Here is an 18309-nt window from a genome sequence, read left to right on the forward strand (position 1 = left end):
AGTAATGTAAACTGATACAAACCTCCACACTCTGCTTCTGATTGCAAATGAAGACAGATACAATCTTCTACACTCTGCTACAAAATCTCCCTGACGTTTTTTTTGAATTGCTGAAACAGTCTCCTAGACTAGCTTCCCACTACGAATTTTCCTCTGTAGAAATTAAAGAACTAGCACGTCGCATAGATGGCTTATTTTTACCCAAAGTTGAGTACCCACAAGACCCGATTTATTTTGTCGAAGTACAATTCCAGTCGGATGATGATTTATACTGGCGGTTGATGACAGAGGTGTTTGTCTACCTAAATCAATATAGACCTATCCAACCCTGGAAAGCTGTGGTACTTTGGGCAAAACGCAGTATTGATTCTGGTGTACCTCTTGTGTACCAAACTTTACTGGCTGCTGGGCAAATTCATGTAATTTACTTAGATGAATTAACTCAAGCACCATCCTCGATAGGTTTGGGAATTATACAATTAGTAGTGGCTTCTGAAGATGACGCAGTACAAAAAGCAAGAAGTTTGATAGATCAGGTACAACAAACAGATGCACCAAACCGTCGTTATCTTTTAGAATTAGTAGAAAGGATGCTCGTTTATAAATTTTCATCCTCTAGTCGGCAGGAGTTAGAAGCAATGTTTGGATTAACTCAATGGCAACAAACTCGATTTTATCAAGAAGTTAGAGAAGAAGTTAAGGAAGAAGTAAGACTAGAAGTAAAGGAAGAAGTAAAGCTAGAAGTAAAGGAAGAAGTAAAGCTAGAAGCAATCCCGCGTTTATGGAAAATGGGTTTGAGTTTAGAACAAATTGCCGAGGCACTAGAATTAAAAGTGGAAGTAGTACGACAAACTGTTGAAAAGCAGGATGGGCAAAGTTAAGATATGTTCTCAAGTCGGTAAATTGATTAGATCACAGATGTTTATATTGATCGCGTGAATACAGTTAGTCGAGAGGAGTTAGAAGCAATGCTTGGATTAACTCAATGGCAACAAACTCGATTTTATCAAGAAGTTAGAGAAGAGGTTAAGGAAGAAGTAAAGGAAGAAATAAAGGAAGAAATAAAGGAAGAAATAAAGGAAGAAGTAAAGGAAGAAGTAAAGCTAGAAGCAATCCCGCGTTTATGGAAAATGGGTTTGAGTTTAGAACAAATTGCCGAGGCACTAGAATTAAAAGTGGAAGTAGTACGACAAACTATTGAAAAGCAGGATCGGCAAAGTTAAGATATGCTCTCAAGTCGGTGAATTAATTAGATCACAGATGTTTATATTGATCTTTTCTGACAACACTGATTAAGAGCGATCGCTATTTTACTGTTCTCCTCCTTCTACAATTTCAATTGCTTGATACCATTGCTGATCATCATCTTTCGTTAGGTAGCGCACTAAAATATTTGTATCAAGTCCAATCACTTGCAGCCTCACCGATTATTTGTTCTATTTCTTCTAAAGTTGTGGCTTTTATGCCTTTTCGGTGCAAAATTGCAGATAATTTTTGAATAGGTATATTGAGAGGAATAAGTTTAACTATGCCATTTTCATCAATGACAAAATCAATTTTACTTCCCGTATCTAAATTTAGATAATCTCTAATTTCTTTGGGTATAGTTACTTGCCCTGTTGTGGTAATTCTTGCACTAGCCATTACTACTTTAACTCCTTACTTGAGAGGTGATTCGCGCTTTTGAATCTATGATATAGTGCGATCGGTTCAGTGAAAATTAAGCCAAGTTTCTAAATCTGTAACGGAAGTAAAATCTAATAACGCTTCTCCTAACTCCTGAAGTTTTCCAACAGATAACTCCTCGATTTTTTGGATTGATAATGAATCAATTTGACCAATTCGGCGGTTTAATTGACGGATAATTAAATGTTGTTGTTGTTGTAATCCTTGTTGTAATCCTTGTTGTAATCCCTGCTGTAATCCCTGCTGTTCTCCTTCTTGTCTGGTTCGTTCTCTATCTTGTTGGTAAAGTGGTGCTAACCGCATAATTAACTCCTGATCTGCTCTTTCCTGACTGTTATTTATTGCTAAACCTTGTTGGAGGTTATAGAGTAATTCTAGCGTGGCTTTTCGGTATGGGTGATTGATTGGTAAGGTTTCTAATTCATCAATGGCTCGTTTTTGTACTGTTTCCCGTCCCAGAAGTCTTAACCACAGTGTTTCTGGAGTAGGTGGTAATTGGTGGATGACAATCAATGCTGTGTGTAGGGAATCTGCTAAAAAATATATTCCTTTTAACCATTCTGGTGTTTGGATAGCCCTAAATCCTGATAGGGTGTTTTTTGATGCTGTGGGGGTGAGTATCCATAATTTGGGTATTTTTATTTTGGTTTGTTCTCGTTTGGCTGCTCGTCGTAATGCACCCCTGACTACTAATGATTTTAACAGACAATCACATATTTCTTCTGTGGAAACTGGGTTACGGAATGGTTCAAAGATGGCTGGTGTGGTGGCTAGTTTTCCTAATAATCCTAGTATTTCTACATTGGTTTGATTAGGGAATGGTGTAAATAATACGTCTATTTCTCGTACTTCTCCAGCTACTCTACTGGCTGCTTCCACTTTTCCTAATGGTTTGAGTAGTTCTTCTAGATAATCTTTGGCGAATTGGTCGTGTATAAAACGTGTCATTTTTGAAAATTATGCTCCCAGATACCCAACTTATTTAAGAAGTCGCAGATTCATCCAATTAATCTGTTTAAACCGTAATTTACGCTGTATTGACAAATTTTACAATAATGTGGATATTAAGGATGTCGCCTTTAATTTTTTAACTTTTATCATGCTGAAAATCAATATTTCCACCCCCCCTAATCGCTAAAGCCCTTGCTGTGACTGGGTTTGTTGCCTCAGTATTGCTTAATGTTACCCCTGCGAATGCTTTGAGTTTTACTTTCTCCTTTCAGAATGTAAATGGTGATGCACCAACAGGAGGATTCGTTACGGGAACGCTAGATGGTTTAGTTGAGGGAGATAACTCAGGAACAGGGATCACAGCAACGGTTTTATCTAGCCCTGGTGGTGGACTCGGTGCTTATAGTTTTAATGGTACTGCTAATAGTGCTAACGCTTTCGTCGTTAACGGGGGTAATATTACTTTTGCTGATGCGGAATTCATACAGGGAAACAATGTTTTGAATTTAGGAACACCTGGTAATAGTGGTTTCGGAAGCATTTTGGTAGATTTTCCGTCCTATTCCTTTGATTATGCTGATTTCTCAAATGCAACAACGACATTCACCCCTGCGACACCTGTTCCCTTTGAGTTTAACCCAACTCTTGGACTAGCAACTCTAGGGATTTGGTTTGGTGTTTCCAAATTGCGTAAAAAATACAGTCTAAATCACTAATTTTTACTGTATCCTAGAAAGAGGCGATCGCGCTTTTGAATCTATGATATAGTGCGATCGCTATTTTAAACTTAATATTATTTTATTCCCTGCTATAAAACAAAAGCCAAAAAAATATCACTCGAACAATCTACCAAATGGGTAAACCTGAGTGAATTTTTATATTTAATAGCCAACTTAGAAGAAACTTTTAGCCAAATCTACCGCTAATGTAGGCTTTGGTGTCTTCTTGTTTTGGATCATTGAAAATTACTCCTGTTTCATCAAACTCGACTAAAAAGCCTGTCCGATTACCCTTTTCAGAAGTTTTGACGTTAAAAAAGGCCGTTTTATCAGATACCCGTGATGCTTGCTGCATATTGTGGGTAACGATAACGATGGTGTATTTTTCTTTTAACTCGTGAATTAGTTCTTCTACCCGTAAAGTAGAAATGGGGTCAAGCGCGGAACATGGCTCATCCATGAGTATAACTTCTGGTTGGACAGCGATCGCTCTAGCAATACATAAACGTTGTTGTTGTCCACCAGACAAAGACAAACCACTTTGTTTAAGTTTATCTTTGACCTCATCCCACAAAGCTGCTTGTCGTAAACTCCGTTCTACCAATTCATTCATATCCCCTTGGTAGCCGTTGATTTTAGCCCCAAAGGTAATGTTATCAAAAATTGATTTCGGAAAGGGATTTGGTCTTTGAAACACCATACCAATCCGACGACGTACCTCTACGGGGTCGATATCTGGTGCATACAAATTTTTATCACCAAAATAGACTTTACCTTCGGCTCTAAACGATTCAATCAAATCATTGAGACGATTGTAACATCTCAGCAAGGTACTTTTACCACAACCAGAAGGACCAATAAAGGCTGTTGCTTGATTTTTGGGGATATTCAACCAAACATTTTGCACAGCTAAAAAACTGCCATAATAAATGTTTAGGTCTTCTGTGCGTAAAATCGCTTCAGTATCATTTTCTGTGTTAACGTTAGTAGCCATAGATGCTTGGGGGTGAAGTTTAAAAGATAATTAGGCTTTTTCTCTAGTTGCCCAACGAGCGATGATACTGGTAATCAGCACCATTAATACTAGAATTAGAGAAGCAGCCCAAGCGAGGGACTGTAAATTTTTAAAGGGAGTAACGGCGAAGTTATAGACCAATACAGCTAAGGATGCTGTAGGTTCAAGTAAACTTTTAGGCCAGAATTGAGAGAATAAAGCCGTAAATAGCAGAGGTGCAGTTTCTCCAGAAGCGCGAGCGATCGCTAGAGTAGATCCTGTTACAATGGCAGGTAAAGCTGCTGGTAATACCACCTGTGTCACCGTTTGGAAATTCGTCGCCCCTAACCCTACAGATGCTTGTCGTAAATCCTGGGAAACCAACTGCAAGGCCTCATCCGTGGTTCTCACAATAATTGGTAACATCAAAATCGCCAAGGCGAATCCCCCACCAATGGCTGAATAAGAACCTATACCCAGTTTAACAAAGGTTAAAACCACAATCCCATAGGCAAATACCCCGGCAATAATCGAAGGTACACCACTGAGGATATTTGTTGCAAACCTTATCCACCTAGCTAGTGGTCCAGAACTAAATTCTGTTAAATAAATTGCCGCCAAAACCCCAAAGGGAATACTCATTAAAGCTGCAATACTGACCATGAGCAGAGTTCCCAAAATAGCATTACCAAAACCGCCCCCCTTTCTCAGAGGTGCAGGAGGTAATTCTGTAAATATACTGGGGTTGAGACTGCTAAATCCTTCGATTATAACATAAGAGAGTACAGCCAATAAAGGCAAAAGTGCCAATACTCCACAGGTAAAAGCCAACACTGTCATCACCGTATTAAACAGGGTGCGCTTAGACTTGGGAGAGCGAGTGAGGCTGCGTTCGGGAAAACTAGAAGTCATAATTCAAACCACAACTACACTAAATGCGCTTGACTCGCAGGACGATATACTCTGCCAGGATGTTAACTCCCAGAGTTAGGAAAAATAGCACCAAGGCCGCATACATTAAAGCCCCAATTTGCAAACCCCCAGCTTCGGAGAATTGACTGGCTAGTAGGGAAGAAATGGTATTACCAGGTGCTAAAAGTGAAAGACTGATATTATTCGAGTTACCAATTAACATCGTTACAGCCATGGTTTCTCCCATAGCCCGACCTAATGCCAACATCACCGCGCTGACAATTCCAGAAAAGGCTGCTGGAATGATCACTTGCAAAATTGTTTCCCAGCGAGTCGCGCCTAAACCTATAGATGCTTGACGCAGGCTAGGGGGTACAGAAATCAAAGCATCACGGGATATGGCGGTGATGATCGGCAAAGTCATAATTGCCAAGATAATACCCGCAGGTAACATTCCCGGACCCGTGGGAGGGGTGCTAAAGAAGGGGATAAAACCTGCATTACTATGAAGCCATTTACCTAAATTGGTGGTTATTGGTACTAAGACGAAAATACCCCATACACCATAGACCACACTAGGTATAGCTGCCAGAAGTTCTACTAAAAACACCAGTACCAACCGGAGTTTTGAGGGCAGAAAATTTTCACTTAATAAAACCGCAGTACCAACACCAATGGGGATGGATAATAGTAGACCAAGGAGGGAGCTAAATAGAGTTCCGTAAACCTGGGGTAGTACACCATAATCGTCTTTAACTGGATTCCAGGTAGTTTGGACTAAAAACTTTAAGCCAAAGGCTTGGATGGCTGGCCAAGCACCGATCGCTACCTGTAGGGTAATCCATAATAGAGTCGCAGCGATCGCTAAAGCAAAAATCTTGGTGACTAAGATAAAGCCTTGATCTAGTGACCTGTCTAGGTCAGTGCGAGTTTTCATTGCCGAGGGCAAATGTTGAGAACTTGTAGTCATGACTACTAACTTAAAGGACTAAATCGAAAAGTGTGGGAGGAAACCAGCCGCAAAGCGAAAGTCAAAAGTCAAAATTATTATTAACTAATCTTTTCAGAGATTGAAAATGGTTGGTTCATCTACCCCAACCTCTACTATTTCTGAGTCCAATCAAAAAACGTCCTTTGACTTTCAATTCAATGTTTAATTACCAGCACCAACGTTAATTTTGTAGTCTGGACTAATTTGATCTGCCGCAGCCGCAACCTTAGCCACCACATTCGCAGGTAAGGGAACATACCCCAATTCTGGCGCAATCTTTTGTCCTTCAGTTAAGGCATACTCAATCATTGCTTCCATAGCCTTAGCTTTATTGGCATCTGGATAGTTCTTATAAGCCAAAATCCAGGTATAGCTAACAATTGGGTAAGAATCTTCTCCCTCTGGATCTGCAATAAAAGCTCGGAGGTTTTCTGGTAAAGTTACGGCTTCTAAACTTTTAGAAGCTGATAGTTCGTTATCGGTAATAAATTTGCCTGCTTTATTTTCCAAGGACGCAAATTTGATATTATTTTGTTTGGCATATCCGTACTCAATATAGCCAATTGAACCTACTGTTTGTTGAATTTGGGCAGTTACACCCTCATTTCCCTTAGCACCAACACCTACAGGCCAGTTTACGCTTTTGCCGTCACCAACCTTAGTTTTCCATTCTGGGCTAATAGCACTCATGTGTTGAGTAAACACCCCTGTAGTTCCGCTACCATCAGAACGATAGACAACTGTAATCGGGGTACTGGGTAGATTAACACCTGGGTTAGCAGCGACAATTTTGGGATCGTTCCAAGTTTTAATTTTTCCCAACAAAATATCTGTATAGACTGCCCGTGGTAGCTTCATTTCAGCTACATCGGGTAGGTTATAAGCCAATACAATACTACCAGCACTCACTGGCAACAAAAGTACACCCTTGTCTGCTGGTATTTTTGCAATTTCCTCATCTTTCATTGCCACATCACTGGCACCAAAATCTACAGTTCCTTTAGTAAACTGCTCAACTCCAGCACCGCTACCTACGGACTGATAGTTAACTTGCAGGTTAGGATATTTTTTGTTTAAATCAACAAACCAACTTGAGTATAGGGGGGCGGGGAAAGATGCACCAGCACCAGTCAAGGCCACGTTTCCACCAAGATCCAGAGAGGCTGGAGTAGCGGCTGGCGTTTCTGTTGTGGTTGTATTATTTGTGCTTGGCTCACCACAAGCAGTTAGGCTAGTTGCCAGTAATGCTACTGAAACTAAGGCTGCAAGGCGGTTATTTTTGACTGGGATTGAAGGTAATAGCATTGCTGTCAAGGTTTTTAAAGTTTCCAGATTAGCGTCTCTAACATACCCCTAAATGATTGAGTCTAAGGTAAACAATGGGTTAACAAAAGGTTAATAAATTACCAATTCAGGTAAAATTACAAGATTGATGTTAAATTGTATACAGAAAATGATGATACGGCGAGATTTTTAATCAGGATATACCACAGGGCAAGAAAGATCAGGGTTTGAGGTTGCTTTGCGTGAGTCATATTTAATTAAAAGTATTTGTTTCCTTTTTTCTGCCAAAAGTTCAATCTTTAACCATTGGCCTATACTGGTTGCTGTTAGTTTTTTGCTTTTGTCTGTTCCCTATTACATGATCAATGTTGTTTGCTGCTTCCAATCAATTGCTTTGGTCCATGATAGGCTTACTCCTGACAATGGGTGGTACGTTCCTAGAGGCTTATGGCATCACATTACCCTGGTATTGGAGCCATGATGGAATTAAGACCTTTTCTTTAGGTGTCAGCTATCAAATCGGTGCCGTACTATTTGTAGGCTGTTTAGGAGGAAAAAATGCTGGTGCTTTATCACAAATTGCCTATTTAGTCATGGGCTTAACTTTGTTGCCCGTATTTGCTGAGGGTGGTGGTATTGGTTATGTTAGGTTATCTCAGTTTGGCTATTTGTTAGGCTTCATTCCTGGGGCTTGGATTTGTGGTTATTTGGCCTTTAAAGCCAGACCACGCTTAGAAACTCTGGCTTTTAGTTGTTTTTGTGGTTTGATTACTGTCCACATCTGCGGTATTACTTATTTAATTATCAGCTATTTTTTCCCCTGGAAAGGTGCTGAAAATTTGTCTTTAGTTCAAGCAATCCTTAAATATTCCTGCTTTGCCCTACCTGGACAGTTAGCTGTAGTCTGTGCTGTGACTTTATTAGCCTATATACTAAGACACATCATGTTTTATTAATTTATCGTCAACCAATTTACGAAATCACCAATTCATGCGTTTAAAAAATCGTCTCTTTTGGATTGCTGCGGTTGTAGCCTTTTTGATCGATCAACTAACAAAATACTGGGTAGTAAAAACCTTTGCCCTGGGGCAGACCATACCTTTGTTACCAGAGATATTTCATCTGACTTATGTGACTAATACTGGTGCAGCTTTTAGTTTGTTCAGTGGGAAAGTAGAGTGGTTACGCTGGTTATCTTTAGGAGTAAGTTTAGCATTAATGGCGATCGCTTGGTGGGGTCCTAGTTTAGGTTTTTGGGATCAATTGGGTTATGGGTTGATTTTAGGTGGAGCGATGGGCAATGGTATTGATAGATTTATTTTAGGTTACGTCGTTGATTTTTTGGATTTTCGTCTAATTAACTTTGCTGTATTTAATCTAGCAGATACTTGTATTAGTGTGGGTATTGTTTGTTTATTAATCGCCTCTTGGCAACATACACCAGGTAGAACGCGGTGATTGGGGATTGGTGATTGGGGATTGGTGATTGGGAATTGGGAATTGGGAATTGGGAATTGGTGATTGGTAATTGGTAATTGGTAATTGGTAATTGGTAATTGGTTAAACTTGAAATCCGTGTCATCTGTGTAATCCATTAAATCCGTGATCGTGATTGGTAAGTTTTCCCTAACGACTACATTGGTAGAAAAATAAAGCTACCATTCAAAATAGATCGAAAGTCTATAATATAGGCTTTTAACTTCTATAAATCGGTTCCCTGTTCCCTGTTCCCTGTTCCCTGTTCCCTGCTATATGAGTTACCCACAAAAGCCGCAAACCATACTTGGTCAACTAACACAAGCAGTAAATACTATTCAAGCTAGAGTAGATTTTTCTAAACTGACATTAAAGCCTAATGCTAAAGTACCGGAATTGTGGGTGCAGGATGCGGGGGCTGATCAAGCAGAAATATATCCATTATTGGGCGATCGCTATATTTTAGGACGAAGTTCCAAATCTTGTGATATAGTCGTTCGCAACGATATTGTCAGCAGTATTCACCTTTCACTGTCACGGGATTCCAACGAACGCAGTCCTGTATTCACAATCAAAGACGAAACCTCCACCAATGGTATTTATCTTGGTAAACGTCGGATTACTCAACCCCTAGAACTGCGTCACGGTGATGTTATTACCTTGGGTCCACCAGCCTTAGTCAATAGTGTCAGACTACAATACATAGATCCCCCACCATTATATGTTAAAGCGGCTCATTGGGCAGCTTATGGTATTACGGGTGTTACAGCCCTGTTAGTCCTGGCTATTGGCTTAGAATCAACAAAATTTAAGGTTCGACCCCTACCTACAGCTACCAGCGCACCTGTAGTCGTGTATGCCCGTGATGGCTCAACTCCCCTACGTGAACCCCGCAATACTGCTCATGTAGACATGAAAAAGTTGGAGGATTTTGGACCCTATTTAGCCTCTGCCGTCATCGCTTCAGAAGATAGTCGCTATTACTGGCATTTTGGTGTTGACCCTTTGGGCATTTTGCGAGCTTTGTTAATCAACACCCGTAAAGGTGATGTCCAACAAGGGGCAAGCACTGTCACCCAACAAGTCGCCCGTAGTTTATTCCGTGATTATGTAGGGAGACAAGATTCTCTAGGGCGTAAGTTACGAGAAGCAGTTGTAGCCCTGAAGTTGGAAACACTTTACAGCAAAGATTACATTTTATTAACTTACTTAAATCGGGTATTTTTGGGGGCAGATACTTCCGGTTTTGAAGATGCCGCTCGATATTATTTTGATAAGTCAGCTAAAGAATTGACTCTGGCGGAAGCAGCAACTTTAGTAGGTATTTTACCGGCTCCCAATGCGTTTAATTTTTGTGGTAATGGTGCTAATAAATTAGATGCGGCTGATTACCGAAATCGGGTGGTTAAACGGCTGTTGGAAATGGGAAAAATTAGCGAAGAAGAAGCCAACCGCGCTAGACGTTCTACTGTTCAAGTTAACCCCAAGGTTTGCGAACGACAAGCTAAAACCATCGCTCCTTATTTTTACGATTACGTTTTTCAAGAATTGGCAGCGATTTTAGGACAAGGGGCAGCTAGAGAAGGAAATTATATCATTGAAACCAAATTAGATCCAGTAATGCAGGCAAAGGCAGAAGCAGCACTGCGGAATACTGTTAGTAATGCTGGTTCAAATTTTCGGTTTTCCCAAGGGGCAATGGTAACGTTAGATTCTAGTAATGGCAGTATTTTAGCGATGGTCGGGGGGACTGATTACAAAACAAGTCAGTTTAATCGAGCTTTCCAAGCTCAACGTCAACCAGGTTCAACTTTTAAGATATTTGCCTATGCTGCTGCTTTAGAACAGGGAATTTCCCGTTATAGGAGTTATTCTTGCGCTGCTTTGCCTTGGCAAGGTTTTACATACAAACCCTGTCGAGTTGGTGGTGGTGGGAGTTTAGATGTGGCTACGGGGTTCGCTTTGTCAGAAAATCCCATTGCTTTGAGACTAGCACGGGAAGTTGGGTTAGATAAAGTGGTGAGGATGGCAGAAAGGTTAGGTGTCAAATCTTCCCTTGATCCTGTGCCTGGATTGGTTTTGGGTCAAAGTGTGGTTAATGTATTAGAAATGACTGGTGCCTTTGGAGCGATCGCTAATCGTGGTGAATGGAATCCGCCCCATGCCATCAGTCGTATTTTAGATAGTAGTGACTGCAAAGATCGTGAAGATATACAAACCTGTCGTGTGATCTATTCTTTTGATGAAGATAAAAAAGATGCTAAAAAACGGGTTTTAAAAACCAATATTGCTGATGAAATGATTGATTTGATGCGTGCGGTAATCACCAGAGGCACTGGTCGTAGTGCTAGTTTGGGACTGGGAGAAGGGGGAAAAACTGGGACAACCGATAAAAACGTTGATCTTTGGTTTATTGGTTTTATTCCCCGTCGAAAACTTGTCACTGGCATTTGGCTAGGAAATGATAATAATTCTCCTACATCAGGCAGTAGCGGCCAAGCAGCACAGTTATGGGGGAATTATATGGGGAAAATTGCCAAATAAGCTGGAGGTGACAGGTTTTTGAGTATTGCGCTGATTTAATAAAATTAGGACTTACGCAAAATTAACGTATTTTCGTATCGGCTCAATAAATAGGGGCAACAGAGGAAAATAAGTGCAACGAGGTACACACAGTGTCAGCAATTCCAAATTCAAAAAGTAACAGGAGATACAGAAAATTCTTTGTGAGAAATCCGGGTTAATACTTCCTTCCCCTCCACTCTTTTGGTTTGCGGAATGCTGATAAGTAAATGCGTAACACCGCTAAAGGATCAGCCAAGGGAGAAAGCCAGAATAACCAACCACCTTGGGCATCTTGACGATTATAGGACGGTGCGATCGCTAGTAACAAAGCAAAGCGAATTACCACCAAAAATATATTCAATCCCCACACTAAAGAAATCGGTAAAGAGGAAAATGGCAACATTGGCAAGTAAGCTAAAACAATCAACAGAGGTAAACCTTGTACTGCTGACAACAACCACAAATCCCCCCAAATTTGAGCGCGGGGAGATGCGTCCTTTAAATCAAGGCTGCGTCCCCACTCCTTCCAAGTTTCCAACGCCCCTTCATACATCCGCACCTGCAACACCTTTGATCCATCCAAAAAGCCCACCTTAAAGCCTTGCGCCGCAATATATCTGGCTAATGTCACATCATCACAAAAAGAACCCTTAGCACTGCTATAACCATTCACAACCGCTAAAACAGAACGCCGACACAAAAAACACTGTCCATTGGCCATCACCCTTTCTGGTTGGGTCGTATCAATACCCGCAGAGTCAAATCTATAAAGCAGAGTCATCAACAAAGCCGGTTGTAGCCAACATTCCCCCGGATACTTGAGTATGAACTGGGGCGATAGAGAAACCAGATCATAACCTTCTTCTAGGGCTGTCTGCACCAAACTCGCCACTAAGCCGGGGTGAGGCTGAATATCCGCATCCATCCCCAAAAACCACTCACTCCCCTCAGAAGTGGATAAAAAGCCATTGTGTAACGCCCACGGACGACCCACCCAACCGGAGGGTAAAGGGTCATCTGTCAACACACGAAAACGGGGGTCTTTTTGTTGTGCAGCCTTAACTAAATCCGGTGTACCATCTTGGGATCTACTATCGACAACAATAACTTCCCGAACTTCATAACTTTGGCGACTTAACCCAGTTAATAGAGGACTAATCCGTAGCGCCTCATTTAGTGTAGGAACAACAACACTCACAGTTCCTAAAAGTTCTGGTGTTGGCTGTTGGGGTTGGATAGGTGCATGGCGTGTGGGTCCTTTCACCAGTCGGGAGAGTAGAATTGCTGTGGCTGGTACTTGGATTAGTAGTAATAAAAGAGAAATTGTACTTTCTATCAAAATCTTTAGTAATTGAAATTTTAAATATTTAAATATTAACTCAAGTTGCTAGTTATTAATTTTTCGGATATTTTGTAATCTGTAGGGTGAGTCAGACAAAATAATTTTGGCTAAAATCACTAATTTTAAAATTCTGACCCACCTTTAGGACTTACGCAAGATTAACTCAGTTTCACTATTGCGAGGCTGCGTACTAGGAACACCAAAACCTATGCTGATTTTTAGAAAAATTCCTTGGTTTTCTTTGATGCTAGTAATGCTGAGTTACACTACCCTGGGCTGGGTAATATCAGAAACCAAGCCTCAGTGGTTTGTCTGGCTAGTAGTTGTAGTTGTGATCTTGCTTGTACTCCTGATCTTAACTACTCCTTGGTCGAAACTAGCACGTTATTATAGTAGCTTTCTTAAATCTAATACTAGGTCTTTTGGCGTGACAATTTTAGCCGCTTTCTTGTTTTTTGTCATGATTGCCTGGTTTCGAGTATTTCTTGATGCCTTACTTATACTTTCAGCCAGTATTTTAGTCAAAATAGACTTTCAAAAAGCCGATTTAACAGAATCTTTAGCTTTTTGGTTTGCTTCTATCTTCTCACTAGCAGGTTTAGGGGTCGGGGCGGTAATCCATCACCTAATTTAATTATAAGTAGGTTGGAATTAAAAATTGTCTTTAGAGGGTGTTTGAAAAGTCTAAATTCATACTCGCCCTGGCGACTAGAAGTCGCGGCTACACAGACAAAACCCACCTCCGTGGGTTTCAAACCCTTAATTTTTCCTTAGTCCACGCAGGTGGACTTAGCTTGTGTAGTAGTGTATCCCTTACGGGAGCCGGAGGCTCTATTATATTCGCCCAAAACTTTTAAAACATCTTCTTAGGATAAGGAAAAGGGCAGGGGGAAAAGGTTTTTAGCTGTAGGGTGCGTCAGACAGAATAATTTAGGCTAAAATCACTAATTTTCAGATTCTGACGCACCTGAGTTCGTCTAAATAAAGCAACTTACGTTAACTACTTGGCAAATCAATCAATATTTCCAGTCAAAGACTCGGATTGATTTAACTTGCAGCTACTTCCGCTACTTCAGCTACTTCATTAACTAGCGCTGGTGAATACACACTAACTTTTTTCCGGGTTTTACCCTTTCTTTCAAAGGTAACTATTCCATCAATCAAAGCGAAAAGTGTGTCATCGTTGCCAATACCCACGTTGTTACCAGGGTGGAATTTTGTGCCACGCTGACGGATAAGAATGTTACCGGCACGGACAACTTGACCACCAAATTTTTTTACACCCAAACGTTGAGCGTTAGAATCGCGACCGTTGCGCGTACTACCTGTTCCCTTCTTATGAGCCATAATTTCCTTTTGTGTATTTACTACTTTTGTTAATTATTCCGCAGCAGCTTCTTCAACCAGGTTATCTTCAACAGTGAAAGTTTCATCGTCCAGATTTGGTCCTTCGAGCATAATTGGTGCTTCTTCGTAAGCCAACACTTCACCGTTCAAGTTGATTGAGTTAATCAAAAGTCTGGTGATTTCTTGGCGATGTCCCCGTTTTTTGCGGGTTTTCTTTTTGGGCTTCATTTTATACACCAGGACTTTACGACCTCTAAAGTGTCGCATCACTGTCCCTTCAACGATCGCACCTGCTACTAATGGCTGACCAATAGAGAGTTCATCACCGTGCTGCACCAGCAATACTGCGTCTATTGTAACTTTTTCATCTGGTTCAATATTTAGCAGTTCAATGTCGTAAAATCGACCTGCTTCCACTTTTATTTGTTTGCCACCAGTTTCAATAATTGCGTAAGTCATGGAATTGTCCTTGAGGTTGCCGTACAGGTAGCTGGCTTTTATCTCCTGTAGAGACTTGATTAATTGATGTTTTTTCCAGCTTTTGTGTTATGTCTACCTGATCCGAGCAGGAATGAGACAGACAATCTAATATTATATTTTATTGACTGTGATTAAGTCAAGTTTATTTTAACTTAGCGTTTGGGTATGACTTCTCCAAATTTAATCACGATCGCGATCGCTATACTCACAACCAAAATCAAGGTCATACTCAAGGCTGAACCAAATCCCCAATTTTGAGTAGCACCAAGAAATTGATTATACACCAATCTGGCTGCGGTCATACTAGATGCACCACCAAGTAATTCTGGGTTGATAAAATCTCCTAAACCTGTGATAAAAACCAGCATAGAACCAGCCGTAATCCCTGGTAAAACTTGCGGTACGGTGACTTTCCAAAAAGTTTGCATGGGATTTGCCCCCAAGTCGGCAGAGGCTTCTAGTAACTGTCTATCTAGTTTTTCGATGGAGGCATACAAGACTAAAACCATGTATGGTAATAAGCTATAACTCATCCCAATTAATACTGCTGGAGTACGATTAAGTAGTTCCAAAGAGGGCAAACCCAAGGTATTGAGGACACTGTTAAACAATCCTGTGGGACGGAGGATGGTAATCCAGGCATAGGAACGGAGTAAGGAAGAAGTCCATAGGGGCAAAACAAAGCTCAAAAGCAGGATATTTCGCCAAGGTTTTGGGGCAATTTGAGCAATCCAATAAGCAACAGGGAAACCCAAAATCAAACAAATAATGGTCGTGGTAATGGCTAAAAAAAGCGAATTAAAGATAACTTGTAAATAAATAGGTTCAAATATGCGAATGTAGTTATCTACTCCACTGGGATTGACTAAATCACCTGGTCGAATATTAGGAACTAAACTCAGTTGAAAAATGATTAATGTTGGTAATACTAACAATAGTAATAACCAAATTCCAGATGGTGTAAGCAAAGTTAAAGGTTGTATCCACTCTAACCATGACTGTTGTGATTTTTCTGATTTAAGTTGGGAATTTTGCATTGATTGGTGATTGGTAATTGGTAATTGGATGATCTTCAAATCCGTGTCATCCGTGTAATCCGTCAAATCCGTGATCGTGATTAGATAATCTTTAAATCTGTGTCATCTGTGTAATCCATTAAATCCGTGATTAAAATTAAGTTAATAACTGAGTCCAATATCGATCATATAGTTCTTCAAACTTACCTAAAGGAGTTAGCCGTTCACACTTTTCTAATACCGACTCAGGGGGAAATAAAATAGTATTATCTTGAATTGATTTTGGTAATTGTTCAAATCCGGCACTGTTGGGAGTTGCAATCTTTAATCTTGCACTGGTTTGGGCTGCTATTTCTGGTTGTAAAATTAAATTAATCCAAGCATACGCTCCTGGTAAATTGGGGGCATTTTTGGGAATAACAATAGTATCAGTCCATAGAGAAGAACCGCTGCGAGGAATGACAAATTTAAGTTTGGGGTTTTCTAGAGATATTTTGACAGCATCTCCTGAGTAACACATAGCTAAGAGTAAATCCCCTGCCATGATTTGATTTTGCCAAGCATCAGTGTCAAAAGCGGCGATCGCTGGCTTGAGTTGTTTCAATTTCTGATATGCTTGTTTAATCTCTAGTTCATTTTGCGAATTATAAGAGTAACCCAACATCCTCAACGTTGCACCCATTACTTCCCTGACATCATTCAGTAAGGTCATCCGCTTATAAAGCTGTTTCTGATTTTGCCACAGATATTCCCAATCATCGGGGGGAGTTTTGAGTTTTTCAGAATTGTAAAGTAACCCGGTTGTTCCCCAATTAAAAGGAATACTATAACGATTAAACGGGTCATAACTAGGATTTTGGAAGCGAGGAAATAAGTTCTCTAAACCTATCAATCGTTCATGTTCTAATGGTGTCAATAATTTTTTATCTAACATTTTCTGCACCATGTAGTCAGATGGGTAGATATTGCTGTAAATTGCACCAGCACCAGCTTGTAACTTAGCCAGCATCACATCATTAGAATCATACACATCTGCTAACACTTTCATGCCTGTTTGGGCAGTAAAAGTTTTTAGTAATTGTTTATCAGTATATTGTGTCCAGGTATAGATATATAATTGGTCAAGTTGACGACTGGTTTTAGTGTAATTTGATCCGACATTAGCGAGTCTCCAGCCACAACTACTTAAAGATAAAGTAGAAAGTGCTGCTATCTGGGTTAAAAATTGTCTACGGTTAGTCATTATGGTAGAGAACAAGGAACTTTTAACAGGCTTGAAAATCTTTTGCTGTCTAAGTTGTATGAACTTTTAGTTAAACTATGAATTTTTCACATTTGATGTTTGACTAATAGCTAAACAGTCTGTTTCTGACCACCAAATATAGATGGGTGTATCACGATCTGGTAAGTTGCCCATGGTGTTGGGTTGTAAAACATTGATATTGATGCCGTTAGTTAGTTCTACGACATAATTAACATGAGTACCCAAATACATGACATTAATTAGCCGTCCTTCAAAGCAGTTTGTCGGTAAATTGGGTTGATAAAGTGATATTTGAATTTTTTCTGGACGGACACTAACTACTACCGATTGTGCTAATTCATTTGGTGTATCTGAGGAGCGAATTGTAACTATAGAAAGTCCAGTTTTGGTGACAATTTTGATATAGGTTGGATCTACGTCAGCAATCTCTCCAGTAAATAGATTAGTATCGCCAATGAAGTCAGCCACAAAGGGCGTTTCGGGACGTTCGTAGATGGTGCTGGGAGTACCGATTTGCTCTATTTTACCTTGATTCATCACTGCAATTCGATCAGATAAGCATAGTGCTTCTTCTTGATCGTGTGTAACCATGATAAAAGTCAGTCCTAGATTTTTATGGAGGTTAGACAATTCAATTTGCATTTCCTTACGGAGTTTTAGGTCTAATGCCCCCAATGGTTCGTCTAAGAGTAGTACAGCAGGACGGTTAACTAAGGCTCTGGCTAAGGCTACTCGTTGCTGTTGGCCTCCTGAAAGTTGATTAGGAAAGCGCGATCGCAAACTCTCCATTTTTACCTGTTTTATCGCCTCTCCAACTCTACTATTAATTTCTGAGCCAGATAAATTTTTTAACCGCAGTCCAAAAGCTATATTATCCCACACATTGAGGTGATTAAACAGAGCATAGCTTTGAAAGACGGTATTGACAGGTCGCCTGTAAGGAGGCACATTAGTCATAACCTGACCCTGAATCAATAACTTACCTGCATCAACTTTTTCAAATCCAGCAATCAAGCGCAGTGTGGTAGTCTTGCCACAACCGGAAGGGCCTAAAATACTAAAAAACTCTCCCTGCTTGATATCCAAGTCTACGCCATGTATTGCTGGTTCTTGGTTGAAAAATTTAAAGACGTTACGGAGTTCGACATCCAGTGATTGAAAAGTCTTCACACCCCTCTGATTTTTTAACACAGTTTGAGCCATAGTCTTCAGTATGATACCGTGGTCTAGGAGACAGAGTAAACTACAATTGACGCTTTGGTTTATTGTACCCGGCAAAAAC

The 18309-nt window shown here is 40.3% G+C and carries 19 protein-coding genes; 7 read left to right on the forward strand and 12 right to left on the reverse strand.

What is annotated here, in order from left to right:
• Positions 1–47: 47 nt before the first annotated feature.
• Positions 48–881 (forward strand): Rpn family recombination-promoting nuclease/putative transposase, encoded by an 834-nt coding sequence (locus VB711_RS12240; RefSeq protein WP_323286322.1) that lies wholly within the window; start codon positions 48–50, stop codon positions 879–881.
• A gap of 54 nt (positions 882–935) precedes the next feature.
• Positions 936–1223, forward strand: a complete 288-nt coding sequence (locus tag VB711_RS12245) for a hypothetical protein (protein WP_323286323.1) — start codon at positions 936–938, stop codon at positions 1221–1223.
• A 175-nt stretch (positions 1224–1398) separates the two neighbouring features.
• Here VB711_RS12245 and VB711_RS12250 read toward each other — a convergent pair whose 3' ends face one another.
• Positions 1399–1644 (reverse strand): AbrB/MazE/SpoVT family DNA-binding domain-containing protein, encoded by a 246-nt coding sequence (locus tag VB711_RS12250; protein WP_323286324.1) that lies wholly within the window; start codon positions 1642–1644, stop codon positions 1399–1401.
• Positions 1645–1710: 66 nt separating this feature from the next.
• Complete coding sequence (locus VB711_RS12255) at positions 1711–2634, reverse strand: DUF4351 domain-containing protein (protein ID WP_323286325.1); 924 nt, start codon at positions 2632–2634, stop codon at positions 1711–1713.
• 200 nt (positions 2635–2834) lie between these two features.
• On the opposite strand from VB711_RS12255, the gene VB711_RS12260 reads away from it, so the two are divergent.
• Entirely contained in the window at positions 2835–3353 is a 519-nt protein-coding gene (locus VB711_RS12260) for a hypothetical protein (protein ID WP_323286326.1), read from the forward strand.
• Between the two features lie 190 nt (positions 3354–3543).
• Here the strand turns inward: VB711_RS12260 and pstB are convergent, their stop codons facing one another.
• From pstB to pstS, 4 genes are all read right to left on the reverse strand, one after another.
• Positions 3544–4350 carry a phosphate ABC transporter ATP-binding protein PstB gene (gene pstB, locus VB711_RS12265; RefSeq protein WP_323286327.1) on the reverse strand — a complete coding sequence of 269 codons (807 nt, stop codon included), beginning with the start codon at positions 4348–4350 and terminating at the stop codon, positions 3544–3546.
• A gap of 30 nt (positions 4351–4380) precedes the next feature.
• Entirely contained in the window at positions 4381–5262 is an 882-nt protein-coding gene (pstA, locus tag VB711_RS12270) for a phosphate ABC transporter permease PstA (RefSeq protein ID WP_323286328.1), read from the reverse strand.
• A gap of 19 nt (positions 5263–5281) precedes the next feature.
• Entirely contained in the window at positions 5282–6232 is a 951-nt protein-coding gene (pstC, locus tag VB711_RS12275) for a phosphate ABC transporter permease subunit PstC (RefSeq protein WP_323286329.1), read from the reverse strand.
• Between the two features lie 183 nt (positions 6233–6415).
• The gene (gene pstS, locus VB711_RS12280) at positions 6416–7558 is read right to left on the reverse strand and encodes a phosphate ABC transporter substrate-binding protein PstS (RefSeq protein WP_323286331.1); all 1143 of its coding nucleotides are present in this window, start codon (positions 7556–7558) and stop codon (positions 6416–6418) included.
• Positions 7559–7905: 347 nt separating this feature from the next.
• Between pstS and VB711_RS12285 the strand changes: the two genes are divergently transcribed.
• The 3 genes from VB711_RS12285 to VB711_RS12295 all read left to right on the forward strand — a co-directional run bounded on the left by VB711_RS12285 (position 7906) and on the right by VB711_RS12295 (position 11557).
• Positions 7906–8493: a biotin transporter BioY gene (locus VB711_RS12285; protein WP_323286402.1), complete on the forward strand. Its 588-nt coding sequence runs from the start codon at positions 7906–7908 to the stop codon at positions 8491–8493.
• Between the two features lie 34 nt (positions 8494–8527).
• On the forward strand, positions 8528–8995 hold the full coding sequence (gene lspA, locus VB711_RS12290) for a signal peptidase II (RefSeq protein WP_323286332.1): 468 nt from the start codon (positions 8528–8530) through the stop codon (positions 8993–8995).
• Positions 8996–9289: 294 nt separating this feature from the next.
• A complete protein-coding gene (locus VB711_RS12295; protein ID WP_323286333.1) occupies positions 9290–11557 on the forward strand; it encodes a transglycosylase domain-containing protein in 2268 nt (755 codons plus the stop codon).
• A 196-nt stretch (positions 11558–11753) separates the two neighbouring features.
• Here VB711_RS12295 and cruG read toward each other — a convergent pair whose 3' ends face one another.
• A complete protein-coding gene (cruG, locus tag VB711_RS12300; RefSeq protein WP_323286403.1) occupies positions 11754–12920 on the reverse strand; it encodes a 2'-O-glycosyltransferase CruG in 1167 nt (388 codons plus the stop codon).
• A 208-nt stretch (positions 12921–13128) separates the two neighbouring features.
• Here cruG and VB711_RS12305 point away from each other — a divergent pair, with 208 nt between their 5' ends.
• Positions 13129–13554 carry a hypothetical protein gene (locus tag VB711_RS12305; protein ID WP_323286334.1) on the forward strand — a complete coding sequence of 142 codons (426 nt, stop codon included), beginning with the start codon at positions 13129–13131 and terminating at the stop codon, positions 13552–13554.
• Positions 13555–13967: 413 nt separating this feature from the next.
• Here VB711_RS12305 and rpmA read toward each other — a convergent pair whose 3' ends face one another.
• The 5 genes from rpmA to VB711_RS12330 all read right to left on the reverse strand — a co-directional run bounded on the left by rpmA (position 13968) and on the right by VB711_RS12330 (position 18230).
• Positions 13968–14267, reverse strand: a complete 300-nt coding sequence (gene rpmA, locus VB711_RS12310; RefSeq protein ID WP_323286335.1) for a 50S ribosomal protein L27 — start codon at positions 14265–14267, stop codon at positions 13968–13970.
• 33 nt (positions 14268–14300) lie between these two features.
• Entirely contained in the window at positions 14301–14726 is a 426-nt protein-coding gene (gene rplU / locus VB711_RS12315) for a 50S ribosomal protein L21 (protein WP_323286336.1), read from the reverse strand.
• A gap of 173 nt (positions 14727–14899) precedes the next feature.
• Positions 14900–15784, reverse strand: coding sequence for an ABC transporter permease (locus VB711_RS12320; RefSeq protein WP_323286404.1), 885 nt, complete (start codon positions 15782–15784; stop codon positions 14900–14902).
• Between the two features lie 136 nt (positions 15785–15920).
• Entirely contained in the window at positions 15921–17006 is a 1086-nt protein-coding gene (locus tag VB711_RS12325; RefSeq protein WP_323286337.1) for a spermidine/putrescine ABC transporter substrate-binding protein, read from the reverse strand.
• Positions 17007–17081: 75 nt separating this feature from the next.
• Positions 17082–18230 (reverse strand): ABC transporter ATP-binding protein, encoded by a 1149-nt coding sequence (locus VB711_RS12330; protein WP_323286339.1) that lies wholly within the window; start codon positions 18228–18230, stop codon positions 17082–17084.
• Between the last annotated feature and the right edge of the window lie 79 nt (positions 18231–18309).

The organism is Cronbergia sp. UHCC 0137 (assembly GCF_034932285.1).
Lineage (GTDB): Bacteria > Cyanobacteriota > Cyanobacteriia > Cyanobacteriales > Nostocaceae > Cronbergia.